General features: G+C 52.8%; 12 protein-coding genes. 1 reads left to right on the top strand and 11 read right to left on the bottom strand.

The annotated features are described in order from the left end of the window. The 3 genes from H5U02_09915 to H5U02_09925 form a co-directional block, all read right to left on the bottom strand. Window positions 1-903: aminotransferase class I/II-fold pyridoxal phosphate-dependent enzyme (locus H5U02_09915; GenBank protein MBC7342739.1), on the bottom strand; the 903-nt coding region annotated here is incomplete at its 3' end. Then, a complete protein-coding gene (locus H5U02_09920) occupies window positions 890-1762 on the bottom strand; it encodes a diaminopimelate epimerase (protein MBC7342740.1) in 873 nt (290 codons plus the stop codon). The genes H5U02_09920 and H5U02_09915, both read right to left, overlap by 14 nt. A 15-nt stretch (window positions 1763-1777) precedes the next feature. Next, window positions 1778-4504 carry a cation-translocating P-type ATPase gene (locus H5U02_09925; protein ID MBC7342741.1) on the bottom strand — a complete coding sequence of 909 codons (2727 nt, stop codon included), beginning with the start codon at window positions 4502-4504 and terminating at the stop codon, window positions 1778-1780. Between the two features lie 82 nt (window positions 4505-4586). Between H5U02_09925 and H5U02_09930 the strand changes: the two genes are divergently transcribed. Beyond that, a complete protein-coding gene (locus tag H5U02_09930; protein ID MBC7342742.1) occupies window positions 4587-6356 on the top strand; it encodes an NFACT family protein in 1770 nt (589 codons plus the stop codon). Here the strand turns inward: H5U02_09930 and pyrF are convergent. The 8 genes from pyrF to H5U02_09970 form a co-directional block, all read right to left on the bottom strand. Beyond that, window positions 6313-7053 (bottom strand): orotidine-5'-phosphate decarboxylase, encoded by a 741-nt coding sequence (gene pyrF, locus H5U02_09935; protein ID MBC7342743.1) that lies wholly within the window; start codon window positions 7051-7053, stop codon window positions 6313-6315. The two genes, H5U02_09930 and pyrF, sit on opposite strands and share 44 nt — an antisense overlap. Window position 7054: 1 nt before the next feature. Then, on the bottom strand, window positions 7055-8347 hold the full coding sequence (locus H5U02_09940) for a dihydroorotase (GenBank protein ID MBC7342744.1): 1293 nt from the start codon (window positions 8345-8347) through the stop codon (window positions 7055-7057). Continuing rightward, on the bottom strand, window positions 8331-9269 hold the full coding sequence (locus tag H5U02_09945; GenBank protein ID MBC7342745.1) for an aspartate carbamoyltransferase catalytic subunit: 939 nt from the start codon (window positions 9267-9269) through the stop codon (window positions 8331-8333). The genes H5U02_09940 and H5U02_09945 overlap by 17 nt, the downstream gene beginning before the upstream one ends. Beyond that, entirely contained in the window at window positions 9262-9831 is a 570-nt protein-coding gene (gene pyrR, locus H5U02_09950) for a bifunctional pyr operon transcriptional regulator/uracil phosphoribosyltransferase PyrR (GenBank protein ID MBC7342746.1), read from the bottom strand. The genes H5U02_09945 and pyrR overlap by 8 nt, the downstream gene beginning before the upstream one ends. 562 nt (window positions 9832-10393) lie before the next feature. Further along, entirely contained in the window at window positions 10394-11272 is an 879-nt protein-coding gene (gene garR, locus H5U02_09955) for a 2-hydroxy-3-oxopropionate reductase (GenBank protein MBC7342747.1), read from the bottom strand. Window positions 11273-11292: 20 nt separating this feature from the next. After that, window positions 11293-12714, bottom strand: coding sequence for a dihydropyrimidinase (gene hydA / locus H5U02_09960; protein MBC7342748.1), 1422 nt, complete (start codon window positions 12712-12714; stop codon window positions 11293-11295). A gap of 33 nt (window positions 12715-12747) precedes the next feature. After that, window positions 12748-14115: an amidohydrolase family protein gene (locus H5U02_09965; GenBank protein MBC7342749.1), complete on the bottom strand. Its 1368-nt coding sequence runs from the start codon at window positions 14113-14115 to the stop codon at window positions 12748-12750. Window positions 14116-14185: 70 nt separating this feature from the next. Further along, window positions 14186-14694: carbamate kinase (locus H5U02_09970; GenBank protein MBC7342750.1), on the bottom strand; the 509-nt coding region annotated here is incomplete at its 5' end.

Below are 14694 nucleotides of genomic sequence, written 5' to 3' on the forward strand. Positions count from 1 at the left end.
CCGCCGTTCTCGGTAAGTTTGCAGCAAAGTTCTCAAGTGGGACAGGTCCCCAGTCAAAGCTTCGGCAGCTGCTTCTTGAACAGCTTGAAATACTCCTGAATCCAAATTGGTCTTGAGTCGAGTTAGAGCCTCAATCATCTCTGAGTTGCCTACCGCCCAACCAATGCGCCATCCAGTCATATTGAAAGGCTTTGATAACGAGCCAAACTCTATACCCACTTCCTTAGCGCCCGGAGCTTCCAGAAAGCTGGGAGCACGGTACCCATCGAAGGTAACTTCGGTATAAGCAGCATCATGACAAACCAGCAGGTCGTAAGACTTGGCAAATTCCACCGCTTCTTGGAAGAAGCCTATGTTGGCTACTGCAGCCGTAGGGTTATTAGGATAGTTCAAATAAAGCAACTTGGCCCGCTTGGCAACTTCGGTGGGGATGGAACTAAAATCCATGAGATAGCCACGTTCTGGTCTGAGCGGAATAAACTCCGGCTTTCCGCCGGCCAAAATGGTGCCAATTCCATATACCGGATAACCCGGATCGGGAACCAAGGCAATATCGCCAGGGTTGATCCAGCAAAGCGGAATATGGGCGATGCCGTCTTTCGAACCCATGAGGGTGACAACTTCTGCCCGGGGATCAAGGTCAACGCCGTGCCGATGAAAGTACCATGAAGCAACTGCCTGTCTAAATTGTAACATACCCTGGGAAGTAGGGTAGCGGTGGTTATCAGGTTTTTGAGCCGCTTCCTGCAGTCGTTCCACTATGCGAGCAGGAGTAGGCAGATCGGGATCTCCTATGCCCAAGCTTATGAGTTCAATGCCTTTCTCCCTTGCTTCTTCCAACTTCTTCTCGATTCTGGTGAATAAGTAAGGTGGTAGGTTTCTAATACGATCAGCTTGTTTCAAAAGTCCGCCCTCCCCATTCTATCTCACCCCGAAACACTTCAACTGCCGGACCAGTCATGTATACGTGTTCATCGCGTTGGCACCACTCGATATCCAAGTCGCCACCAGGAAGGTGGACGGTCACCCTTCTCGACAACCTGCCCAACAAAACCCCCGCCACTACTGTAGCGCAAGCACCCGTGCCGCAGGCCAGGGTCTCCCCCACCCCTCTCTCCCAAACTCGCAGATTGACTTCTCCAGGGCTTAAAACCTCAGCAAACTCGACATTGGTTTTTTCCGGAAATAGCTGGTGGTTTTCAAGCAGGGAGCCAATTGTCTCTACCGCTACCCCATTCACATCTGGAACGAAAAGGACACAATGAGGGTTACCCATTGATATGGCAGTGATGCGGAGCTTCTGTCCCTCTAAGCTCAGCTCCTCATCAAGCACCTCTCCAGGAGGCCCAACCATAGGGATCTCTTCGCGTTTCCGGCGCGGGCGACCCATATCTACACGCACCAAAGCAGTATCCCCGTGATCAGCGATAATTTCCGGCTTGACTATGCCAGCACCAGTTTCCACCTGCATGGATGGTCCAGCTACCAGTCCGGAATTATAAACATACTTGGCGAAGCAACGGATCATGTTTCCGCACATTTGGGCCTCGCTGCCATCAGAATTGAAGAACCGCATCCTTACCTCAGCTTTTTCCGATGGTAGCACCAAAGCTAAACCGTCAGCGCCGATTCCGAAATGCCGATCACATAATTGTTGTACCAAATTTTGAAACTGGCCAGACTGCTCAACGGGCAAACTGGTTTGAAAAGTGTCTACCAATATGAAATCGTTGCCCAACCCCTGCATCTTAACAAACTTCATCGCTTTCCCCCTTCGCTACACTCTAGCATATAGTACCCTTAGTCGTAAAGGTCTAAGGAGCCAATAATCCAATACCTGTAACTGCAGTCTTGCTCCAGCTATCACCATAACTACAATCCACTCATTAAGGCTTAGAGAGCGGGTGTTGAAAAGCTGCTGCAGCCAAGGGGTATGGATGACCATTATCTGCATACCGAAGGAAACTAATACTGCCAGCAGCAAAAAAGGGTTGGAAAGCATGCCTTTTTCCAGCCATGACCCTCTTTCTACCCGACATTGAAACACATAGAACAGTTGAAAACAGACTAAACCCGCAAAGGCTATTGTCCGGGCGGATACAAGATCCCCTGAAGTTACCAATTTCCATAGGAATAGGCCTAAAGTGCCTGCTCCAATCAATACTCCTTGGCTTAGAATGCGCCGTCCCATACCATGGGCAAAGATGCTCTCCTTAGGATGTCGCGGAGGACGCGACATCAGGTTGGCATCGCTTTTCTCAAGGCTTAGCGCCAAGGCTGGCAATCCGTCCGTTACTAGGTTTACCCATAGAAGTTGAATTGGTAGCAACGGCAAGGGTAGGCCAGCGACTATGGCACAAAACATGGTCAACACTTCCCCCATATTACAGCCCAAGAGATAGGCAATGAACTTGCGGATATTGTCATAGATTCCTCTTCCTTCTTCTATAGCAGCTACCACCGTGGCGAAATTGTCATCTTGAAGTATCACTGAAGCTGCTTCTTTGGCTACTTCGGTACCGTGGATGCCCATGGCCACCCCAATCTGTGCTTCTCTTAGGGCTGGAGCGTCGTTCACCCCATCCCCAGTCATGGCTACCACCTCTCCATTAGCTTTGAGGGCTTTAACTATGCGTAGTTTGTGACGAGGCGTCACTCGTGCATAAATGTTAACCTGATTAACTCGCTCAACCAACTCTTCTTCCGACATTTCATCAATCTCTTGACCGGTCAGTACCCCTTTTACCGGCAGTTTCAGCTCCCGAGCTACAGCTTCAGCAGTGCCCAGGTAATCTCCAGTAATGACGGCCACTTCTATCCCAGCCTGGCTGGCTAGTTCCACCGCCCGTTGCACACCTGGGCGAGGCGGGTCACTCATACCTACTAGGCCAACAAAAACCAAGCTGTTCTCATCTTCCTCGCTAGGCTCAGCGAATCCATGGGGAAGATCCTTATAGGCCATCGCCAGCACCCGGAGACCATGCCTAGCCATAATTTCATTGGCATTCAGTACCCTGTTCCTTTCTGACTTGCTCAAAGGAAATATTTTCCCTTGGTGTAGAATGCTTGTTGATCTAGCTAGGACTACATCTGGAGCGCCTTTGACAAATAGCCTTTTGCTGCCGTGCTTAGCATCCCGGCAAACCACGCTCATCCGTTTACGATCAGAATCGAAGGGAATCTCATAAAGCCTGGGGTAAGCCAGGTCCAAGTCCTGCTGCCAAATCCCAGCCTTCGCAGCAAGAACTACTAAGGCGCCTTCGGTAGGATCGCCACTGATGGTCCAGGTTGAGCTAGGGCGTAGGTTTAAAATTCCCTTACCCTTGGAGAGCTCAGATTTCAGACGGGCGTTGCTGCACAACGCTCCAGCCTTGAGTAGAAGTTCCAAATCCTGGCGCAAGAAGCTACCCTTAATCTCCCCTCGCGGTTCGTATCCTTCCCCGCTAACTTCTACCCAATTGCCCCCCAAGAAAATTCTTCTCGCTGTCATTTGATTTTGAGTTAGGGTACCGGTCTTATCAGAGCATATTATGGTGGCACAGCCTAGGGTTTCAATGGCCTGAAGTCTCCTAACAATAGCCTTTCTGCGAATCATGCGCTGTACACCCAAGGCCAGGGATACAGTAATTACAGCCGGCAACCCCTCAGGTATAGCAGCAACTGCCAAACTTATCCCCGCCATCAACATAGTGTATAGCTGTTGGCCCTGAAGAACGCCTACTATCGACATGGCTCCGCAAATACCCAAGGACATCAAGACAAGAACCCGCCCAAGTTTTTCCATCCGCTCTTGCAGCGGTGTTCGCGTATCATCTGCATGGCGCAACATGGCGGCGATGCGGCCCATTTCGGTATCCATGCCCGTACCTATTACTACTGCCTGTCCCCGTCCTCGGGTAACAATGGTACCCATAAACAGGATGTTGGCGATATCTCCTAGGGAGGAACAGACTTTGTCGATTTTGGCCGGATTCTTAATAACTGGTACAGATTCACCGGTCAATATTGATTCTTCAGCCTCTAGCGCCACTGCTTCAATTATCCGGGCGTCAGCTGGAACTCGGTCTCCAGCTTCAACCTGGATGATGTCTCCCGGAACCAATTGAGCAGCAGGTATCCGCAAAACCTGACCTCCCCTTACCACCCTAGCCTCAGGAGCAGTAAGTTGCATTAGGGCAGCGAGGGACCTTTCAGCGCGATACTCTTGAATGCATCCTAAAAGAGCGTTTAGAATCACAATGGCGATTATGGTTAAAGCATCAGTATATTCACCCAGCAAGCCAGAAACACAAGTGGCACCTAAGAGCACCAATACCATGAAGTCACGAAACTGGCTTAAGAATATGGTCCCAAGCGACCTGCCTTTCTCGCTGGCTAGCTGGTTAGGGCCGTACCGGCTGAGGCGGCTGGCAGCTTCAAACTGGCTGAGCCCACCCTTGTCGGTGCGTAGACTTCTTAAGGTCTCCTCGGTAGATAATTGGTACCAGAGAAGGCCAGGACTCAAGTTTCTACCTCCCTTGGTTATATCTACCTAACCTTATTCGCTGGCTACCCAAAAAATACTTGGCTGGATATGGGGTGCTTAGATGAGCTACGATGGACTTATGCTTTATGCAGTCAAGAAAGAAATTGAGCCCTTGCTTCAAGATTCAAGAGTAGGCAAGGTGTTTCAGCCTCAGCGCCTGACCATCGTTCTCCTGCTGCACAAACCTCAAAATAGCTTCCGGGTGTTAATTAGCGCCGGTGCTACCGATGCCAGGCTCCACCTTACCACCAGGGAATACAAAAACCCCGACCGGCCTCCTTCATTCTGTATGGTTTTGCGCAAATATCTCGATGGGGCGCGGCTGGTGGGGCTAGAGCAAGTAGGGTTGGATCGGGTCCTGTCTATGATCTTTGATGCTCCCGATCCAGTTCTAGGCCGAGTTCAGAGAGTGTTAAAGGTAGAGTTGATGGGAAAGCACTCTAACTTGATATTAATAAACAGGACCGATGGCTTAATTATTGATGCCATAAAGAAGTATGATTATACTTTGAGCCGTCATCGCCAGGTTCTACCTGGATTGCCCTATGTCCCCCCGCCAAAGCAGGACAAACTGGACCCACTTGTTTCCTCGTATGATGATTTCACGCGCAAGCTATTGGCTTGGCCCGAGGTTACTGCACTAGAGAATGCGCTCTCTGCTACCGTAGAGGGTTTAAGCCGTTCTACAGCCCGAGAAATAATCAAATTGGGGGGCTTAGATCCCCAAAAAGAAATTGCCCAATGTGGAGAGCTGGACTTGGGCACCATATGGCAGAAGTTGCAATCAGCAATCAGAGCTATAGCCTCAAGAGAATCCCAGCCAACCATAGTTTCGGTTGGCAGGAATCCCAAGGAGATTTTCCCTTTTCGTCCCCAATTGGATGAGCATATGCTTGCTGAAGAGGCCAACAGTTTAAGTGAGCTACTAGATAGATTTTATGGTCAAAGACAAAATAGAGAAGAAATCAACAGCATTCGCGCTTCCCTGAAGCATACTGTAAACAAAAACATTGAGCACTGTAGTGAAGTAATGAACAAGCTTCAAGATGGCTATAATCGAGAAGACCAAGCTTTAAAAAAACGCCTATACGGAGACCTGATCCTGATGAATCTAGGGCGGATCACAATTGGAGACACTGTACTATGGGCTGAGAATCCTTTTAGCCCCGACTCGCCCCCAGAGGCAATCCCCCTTGATCCACAGTTAACTCCCTCGGAAAATGCCCAACGCTATTACCGTGCGTACAGCAAGTACAAACGCGCCGCCGAGGTCAACCGGCAGCGCATGCAAAAAGTCAAGCAGGAGCTGGAATATTTACAATCAGTTCTGCAGGCTGTGGAAGATGCAGAGAGCAAAGAAGACTTGACAGAATTGACCGAAGAACTTCGGTCACAGGGGTACATTCCGCCCCTGAAGAGTAAGGACCGAGCCTCTTCGCCAAGTAGACAGAGGCCCGGCCCTAGGCGGTTCGTGTCCTCGGACGGTTTCTTAATCTTAGTTGGGAAAAATAACCTTCAAAATGAACATGTCACCTTCAAAATTTCCCAACCGCAAGACCTTTGGTTACATGCACGAGGTATACCCGGAGCCCACGTGATCATTCGTTCCCAAGGCAAGCCTGTTCCCCCACAAACCCTCATGCAAGCTGCGCAAATAGCCGCCTATTACTCTCAGTCGCGGCAGGCAGAGAAAGTGGAGGTAGACTATACAGAAGCCCGTTATATCAGAAAACCTAAAGGGTTGCGTCCGGGACTCGTAACTTACAGCAACGAAAAGACCATTTTGGTCAAGCCTGAGCTTCCTCTTTCGCCCGAGATACCTCGTCAATAATGGCTGCCAAAGCTCTAGCCGGTTCGGGAGCTTTGATGACCGGCCTGCCCACAATCAAAAGGTCACTACCAGCCTGCACAGCTTGGGCAGGCGAGGTAGCTCGACGCTGGTCATCCTGACCATTTGCTTGGGGCCTAATTCCTGGAGTCACGACAAGGAAATCCTTCCCGCAAGCCCGACGGATAGGCTCAGTTTCTTGAGGAGAAGCAACAACCCCATCCAATCCAGCTTCTTGAGCAAGTTGGGCTCGGCGAACCGCAAGCTCAGTTACATCCACGGCAATCCCTATATCTTGCTGCACATCACTGGCACTAAGGCTGGTAAGAACCGTCACCCCTAATATCAACGGAGGCTCAAGTCCAGCATCTTCCGCCCCAAGTCTTGCTCCTATTAAGGCCTGCTTCATCATCTCCATGCCGCCGGCTACATGAACGTTGGTCATAAAGATTCCTAACCTGCTAAGGTTACGAAGGGCGTGCAAAACGGTATTAGGTATATCATGAAGTTTTAAATCCAGAAAGACTTTGACTCCTAGATCTCGAAGGTCAGTTATAATTGTTGGTCCTTCTCGGTAAAATAGCTGAAAACCAACCTTAAATAGAGCGGTATATGGCTTAAGTTCTTGAACCAGCTTCAAAGCTTCTCGCTTGGTGTCCACATCTAGCGCAACCATCACTGGACTGGGCAAAAGCCGCATACTATATCACCTCCCCATCGCGCATCACTATCCTGCCGCCCACTATGGTCATAACTGGCCACCCGCTAAGTTTCTGGCCTATAAAGGGATTGTTCTTGCCCTTAGAAGCAAAGTCTTCGGGTCGCACTTCTTTCACTGTCTCCGGATCAATTACCACTAAGTCAGCCAGCGATCCAACTCGAAGATTTCCCCCCGGCAAGCCAAAGATCTGGGCCGGGTTGGTGCTCATCCTGGCAATTGCCTCCATCCAGCTTAGATATCCAGGCTTAACCAGGTAGGTGACTACTAACGGAAGGGCGGTCTCTAGTCCTGATATGCCAAAAGGCGCCTGGTTAAAATCCACTCGCTTTTCATGGCTGGCATGCGGAGCATGGTCGGTGGCAATGATATCGATTAGGCCTTGGCGCAAAGCCTGGAGCAAAGCCTGCCTGTCCTCCTCGGTCCTTAAAGGAGGGTTGACCTTGGTATTGGTATCATAGGTTCGAAGCACCTCGTGGGTCAGAATCAGGTGATGGGGAGTAACCTCAGCTGTGACCGGAATGCCTTTCTCCTTGGCCTGGGCCAGCATCGACACCGATCCCTTAGCGCTGAGATGGGCCAAGTGAATCCGGGCTCCGGTATAGGCACTAAGGATTAGATCCCGGGCTACCGCCACTTCCTCAGCCGCCGAAGGTATTCCCTCAAGACCCAGCTCAAACGACACCAGACCCTCATGCATCACCCCGCGGCCGGATAGATTGGCATCCTGGCAATGATCTATAAGGGGCCTCTTTAAGGGCCGAAGGTACTCGAGGGCCCGCCGCAGGATCTCGGAGTTAGCGATGGGCTGCCCATCGTCGGAAAAAGCAACTGCTCCTGCCTGGGCCGCATACCCGATCTCTGCCAATTTCTCTCCTTTTCTACCAGCTGTTACCGCTCCCACCGGAAAAACGCGCGCTAGACCAGCCTGCCGCCCCCGAGTATAGATGAACTGAACCATAGCCGCGTTGTCAACCGGAGGATCGGTGTCGGGCATGGCCATGACTCCGGTGTATCCGCCCTTGACGGCAGCCCGGCTGGCGCTTAAGATGTCCTCCTTATACTCTAAGCCTGGTTCCCGAAGGTGAGCGTGGGCATCAATCAGGCCGGGCCCAACTATTTTCCCGGTGACATCAACAACCTCAACATCAGGCCGGCTCATGCCGGACCCGGTGGTTATAGCCGAAATCCTTGAGCCCTCCACCAATACGTCAGCTACCATGTCCAGGCCCTGCGCCGGGTCGATGACCCTACCGCCTCTAAGAAGCAAAGCCATCGCCTTGACCTCCTCCTAAAAGCAGGTACAACAGGGCCATTCTCACTGCCACCCCATTGGTGACCTGTTCGTTTACTGCCGCGTTGGCACTTGAGAGTACTTCATCAGTAATTTCCACCCCACGGTTAACTGGCCCCGGGTGGAGAATCAGAGCGCCCGGGTTTATACTTCTTATCCTTTCCCGGGTCAGACCGTAGAAAGAGGTATACTCGGCAAAGGAAGGGAAAAAGCCCCGAGCTTCCCGCTCCAACTGAATTCTCAGGCCCATAATTACATCTGCGCCCCTCAGTCCTTCTTCTATATCCCAGTAAACTTGGACTCCAGCTTTGTCTATATCCACCGGGATCATGGTCGGCGGACCCACCACCCGCACTTTCGCCCCCATCTTTTGCCAACCCCAGATATTAGAACGGGCCACCCGGCTGTGGGATATGTCGCCGACGATGGCCAGGGTAAGACCCTCCACTCTCCCCAATCTCTCCCGAACGGTATACATGTCGAGCAGGGCCTGAGTCGGGTGCTCATGGGCCCCATCACCAGCATTGACTACATGCATCCGGGTGTGCTCAGCGATCTGCAGGCTGGTTCCGGGAACAGGGTGCCGCAATACCACGACATCCACTCCCATAGCCTCGATGGTCCAAATGGTATCTAGGAGGCTTTCCCCCTTGGCTATACTGCTAGCGCTGGCATTAAGGCTCACGGTGTCAGCGCTCATATACTTGGCGGCCAGCTCAAAGGAGGCCCGGGTACGGGTACTCGGCTCATAAAACAGAGTAGCTACCGAGCGGCCCCGCAGAGCGGGTACCTTCTTTAGGTCCCGGCCCAATATGTCTTTCATAGCCGCCGCAGTGTCCAGAACCAGGGCGATCTCTTCTTTTGACCAATCTCTAAGGCCCAAGACGTCCTTTCGCCTAAACAGTTTGTCCGCCTCCTTGCATCTGCTTGCGCAAAATCAGCACTTCATCGCTGCCATCGATCTCCTGAAGATTTACGGCCACTACTTCCTGTAGGGAAGTGGGCACATATTTGCCTACATAATCAGCCTGGATGGGCAGCTCGCGGTGGCCACGATCAATCAAGACAGCCAGCTGGATTATAGCTGGCCGTCCCAGATCCATAACTGCATCCAGAGCTGAGCGAACTGTCCGGCCGGTATAAAGAACATCATCAACCAGGATCACCCTTTTCTGGTTGACCTCAAAAGGAACCTCAGTGCGATGCACGATGGGGGCCGGACCCAAAGCGCTTAGGTCATCTCGGTACAGGGTGATGTCCAACATCCCCACCGGCACTTCTTGGCCAGTCAAAGCCGAAACTAAGCGTGCCAACCGCCAAGCCAAAGGAGCTCCTCGGGTACGGATGCCTATCATCGCTACGTTCTCTGCCCCTTGGTTGCGCTCCACTATTTCTTGAGCCATACGAGCAAGCGCCCACCCCATTTCCCGGCCATCCAGGATTCTCGCCCTTACGCTAAGCTCCACCAGTCGTTCCCCCTAGTACTTATTTCGTCGGCTAACTAAACTAAAGAATCGATCTTACACTATCCAGCAAGTCTTCTTGCCACGTTCGAGAGCCAGAAATACCATTGCCTTTGCGGGCAACTACATCCAACTCATGGCTAACATATCAGCCAGGGTAGGCTGTCGTTGCTAGATGGGTCTCAAATTGCAAGGCGAAGCTAGAATCTCCATCATTACCTCTTAATTTTGGAGGAAAAACTCTAATTTCCTTCTAGATCACAATATCCAGACGTGTCACAATAGTCAGGCCAGATCAAGACCATAAAGATAGGGAAAAAGACCACCCGCCAGCCAGCTCGGTAAAGCCGTCAATCATGCAGCTGGCCCATACCCAGCGCTGCTCCCCGCAACGGGGGTTGTCTTGTAAAAGATGTGCTGCATGCCAATTTAGCTAGGTTTTAGACTACTTTGACAAAAGTCCGGCTTGTAGCTCTTTCGGACAAAGATAAAAATCCCTTCACCAAGCAGATATAGCGCAGTATATCCGCTCGGCAAAGGGCTAATGGCTAGGAAAGGCTGCTTTCTATGTCAGGTGAGCTAGGGATTGATAAACTTTCAGTAAGGCCGAATGATCCTCATCTCCGTAACCTTGAGCCCTGAGAGCCTGCATCATCTGGAGAACGAGGCTGGCAAGAGGTAGAGGCGTACCAGTCTCATCTCCGGCCCGCAGGGCGTTCCGCAGGTCTTTGGCGTGCAGATTGATCCTGAAACCCGGCCGGAAATTCTTAGTAAGCATGGGCTCGGCCTTGGTATCCATGACCCGGCTCCCCGCCAGTCCGCCCCGTATCGCCGCAATCATTGTCCGCGTATCAATGCCGCACTTAGCTGCCAACGCCATCGCCTCCGCCAGAGCAGCAATGTTGGCGGCAACTATGATCTGATTGGCCAGCTTGGCAGTGCTTCCGGCCCCAATATCGCCGATCCTGGTAACCGATGAACCCATCGCCTTTAGTATGTCCATACATTCCTCAAAGTCGGCCTCGGACCCTCCTACCATTATTGACAGCGTGCCTTCGACGGCCGCGGCTTCGCCACCGCTTACCGGAGCATCGAGCATACGCACACCTTTTCTGGCGACTTCAGCGGCAATTCTCCTGGTAACAGATGGGGCAATGGAACTCATGTCAATAATGATGCTCCCGGACCGCGCACCTTCCAGCACCCCATCCGCTCCCAGGATAACTGCTTCGACATCGGGCGAATCGGGCAGCATGGTAATTACCACCTCAGCTTGCTCGGCAACCTCCTTGGGCGACCAAGCTGCCCGGGCACCTTCCGCAGACAGTATCTCCACCGGCTCCCGGGAACGATTGTGAACAACCAGGGAGTAGCCCTTTCGCATCAAGTTTCTCGCCATAGGTTTGCCCATCACGCCCAACCCTATGAACCCGACCCTTCTCACTGGTTATGCTCCTTTCCTCCTCATACCTCCAACCGGAAAGCGCCCGACCCAGGCGCCAGCGCCTCAAACGGCTTTCTGGGAATGAAAGAACCCAAACCAGGCTGGCCCACAAATTCACCGCGTTTAGCAATCACTCGGCCGCGCAGCATGGTAAGCTCAGGATATCCTTTGAGCCTGAATCCCTCGTACGGGCAGTAATCCACCTTTTGGTGCAGGCTGGAACAGGTGAGCTCGACCTCCTTTCCTGGGTCGAAAATCACGAGGTCGGCATCGGAGCCGACAGCGACAGCGCCTTTTCTGGGAAAGAGGCCAAAGATGCGGGCCGGCATTTCCGCTACCAGGTCAACGAAGCGGCCCAGCGATAGCCTGCCGCCGCCAACACCCGCTGAGTACAGCAGGGGTACGCGGGTTTCAATCCCCGGGAGTCCACTGGGTATATCGTTGAAGGTCTCGCCAATAGCCTTCTGCCCGGTCAGTCTAAACGAACAGTGATCGGAAGCAATAACATCGAGGCTTCCGCTTTGGAGACCTCGCCATAGTTCACCCTGCTGGGAACGCTCCCGCAGGGGCGGATTAACCACATATTTGGCCGCCTCCGTGCCCCCACGCTGATAGTATTCTGAAGATAAAAGCAGGTAGTGCGGGCAGGTTTCCCCGAATACCGGCAAGCCACGTTGCCTGGCGGCAGCAACCAGGCGCAGCGCCTCTCGGCAGGATACATGGGTGAAATAGATGGGCACCTTGGCGGCTTCTGCTAAGGTGATAGCTTTGGACGTACCTTCTATTTCTCCTAGGATAGGCTTGCTTTGAACATAGTAGCAAGCATCCTTCTTTCCGGTCTCAAGCAACCGCAAGGTAAAATACTTTTCGATCCCAGCATTACCAGCGCTTACAAGAATAACAGCACCACTGCCGCGGGTGGCCTCCAACAGGCTAAGGAACTCAAAGTCGTCTATCCTCTTGTCATCGGTGCCAAGAAACACTTTAAAGCTGGTATACCCATTTTCGACCAGCAAGGGAATTTCTTTCAAAAGCTCGGATGTAAGGCCCGTCACCATGACGTGGCAGGAGTAGTCGACCACTGAGTTCACCGACCTCTCCCGCCAATCCTCCAGGCTTTTCCAAATGGGCAACCCCTGCTGCTGGGGCATCATCTCTACTATGGTAGTAGTCCCGCCTAAAGCCGCTGCAATTCCGCCACTTTGACAGTCATCGGCGCTGGCAAACCCGCGGGATACAGCGCCAAAATGGACGTGAACATCTACTCCGCCCGGAAGAACGTACTTACCTTCAGCAGATATAACCTCGGCATCGGCACTAATCTCCAGCTTTTCTTTCAGATCTTCGCCGATAGCCTTGATCACACCCTCGCTCACATACACATCAGCCTTAAATTGGCTTTTGGGAGTGACCACAAGCCCTCCCTCGATCAGATAATCCACTCCGGCCACCTTCCACATGCAATTACTATATGTTCACTGGAGATTCAAGCACCGGCCAGCCCTCTGGCCGCCTTCCCTGGTTCCGTCAACAAATTGCACCTCTCCGCGGGCCACTACTGCATAAGGCCAAGCCGTGAACACATAATCTTGGTAGGGAGTGTAATCCACTATTGAACCTGCCTCTTTGGGATCGAATCGTTTCCTTAAGCCGGTATCCATGATGACGAGGTCAGCGTCACTGCCCACCTGCAGCGATCCTTTCCTGGGATACAAACCAAAAAGGCGGGCCGCATTGTAGCTGCTGACCCTGACCACATCCGATGGAGCGAGCCCGCGCCGGTCAACCCCCTCGGTGAATAGCAGCGGTAAGATCACGGTATTCCCTGGAAGCCCCGCCAACCCACTCCAAAGCTCTTGCTTGTGGGCCCGAACCCAAGGGTTGTGGTCAGAGCCAATTATAACCTGATCGTGCCTCTGCACCGCCTCCCAGATTTTTTCCCTGTCTTCTGAGTGCCGAACTGGCGGGCTGACCTTTCCGAGACTGTCCAAGCCAGCCTCAGCTGTAAGTGCGAGATAATGGGGGCAGGTTTCAAGGATAACCGTCTGATCCCCTGCCTCCTGTATGCACTCTACCGCTTCCTTGGAGCTGACGTGGGCAATGCAGACCCGGCAGCCTATTTTCTTTGCCAGGTAGAGGACCTTGGCCACCGCTTCGCCTTCGCAGATGCCCGGTCTGGTTGCTTCCCAGGCCAGCATGTCCTGCCGGGAGGTGTCCCCAAGTTGCTTCATGTAGTAGTCGATTATCTCCGGGTTTTCAGCGTGAACGATGGGCAAGGCGTTGCACCCTTTGAGCTTGGTGAAGGCCTCGACAATCTGGCCGTCGGTCAGGCTGCTTAGTCCACCCAGGCTGGCCGCTTCCGCTCCCTTGTAGGGAAGAAAGATCTTAAAAGAGGTGATACCCAAATCCTGCACGTAGCGGTCAACGTGGTCAAGGTGGTTCTGGTTCATTAGGGCGCCGTGAAATTTGATATCCACCAGGCTGTGCTGTTCCGCCAGGTTCCGAAAGCGCGGGAACACCTGCTCAAGCGATTCTTGGGTAAAAATGTAATTTGCCGCTGTGGTGACGCCTCCGTACATGGCAGCTCTGCTCTCAGTCTCAAAGGTCTCCTCCTGGCTCTGCAGCTGCAGTTGGCCCTCCCCCGGCATCTGGCCGATGTGGGAATGGCTATCGATGGCACCGGGAATGATATAGCGGCCATCCGCGTCCAGTACGCGCTTGGCTTGGTTGACTTCTCCCCGGCTAGTTAGTCCCGCCACCTTGCCACCACTGATCAGCAGGTCAGCTTCAAAAACGCCACCAGCATCAACGATCTTGCCATTTCTAACTATCAGATCGAGCAACGACCGCGCCCCCCCTTAGTCTGGTTATTGTGGAAACATATCCTTAAGTCTGGCTCCCACTCAGTAACAGCTAGGCTCCGCAGAGCATACCTTCCTCGTAGTCTCTCCCCGTGCAGGTAATGCGGGTCCCGCTTTGACCTGTCACTACCAGGTAGGCCTTGTCCAGCGCTCCTATGGCTGCGGCCTTACCGCCAGCTTCCACATGTCGGAGAGCCGCTTCCACCTTGGGACCCATGCTTCCACTGGCAAAGTGTCCTTCCTCCTGCAGCCTACGGACCTCGGAAGCGCTGATACAACCCAAGAATCTTTGACCAGGCTTACGGAAGTTTATGGCCACCCCCTCAACGTCAGTAAGAAGTACCAGCAGCTCCGCACCAATATCGGCAGCCAGCCGTTGGGCCGCAAGATCCTTGTCGATTACCCCCTCGACCCCGGACAGTTCACCTCCATTCCGCCAGGCTACCGGAATGCCACCTCCCCCCGCTGCTATGACTACCGCCCCTTGGTCAGCCAGCAGCCTGATAGCAGCGCTTTCAACTATACTGACCGGGTCAGGGGAGGGAACTACCCGGCGCCATC

The sequence above is a fragment of the Clostridia bacterium genome (genome assembly GCA_014360065.1).
Lineage (GTDB): Bacteria > Bacillota > DSM-521 > Neomoorellales > JACIYF01 > JACIYF01.

What these genes read in the sequence shown, in the direction of transcription:
- H5U02_09930 (MBC7342742.1), top strand. Translation starts at nt 4,587, where the DNA reads ATGAGCTACGATGGACTTATGCTTTATGCAGTCAAGAAAGAAATTGAG.
- H5U02_09940 (MBC7342744.1), bottom strand. Translation starts at nt 8,347, where the DNA reads ATGGCTTTGCTTCTTAGAGGCGGTAGGGTCATCGACCCGGCGCAGGGC.
- pyrF (MBC7342743.1), bottom strand. Translation starts at nt 7,053, where the DNA reads ATGCGGCTTTTGCCCAGTCCAGTGATGGTTGCGCTAGATGTGGACACC.
- H5U02_09920 (MBC7342740.1), bottom strand. Translation starts at nt 1,762, where the DNA reads ATGAAGTTTGTTAAGATGCAGGGGTTGGGCAACGATTTCATATTGGTA.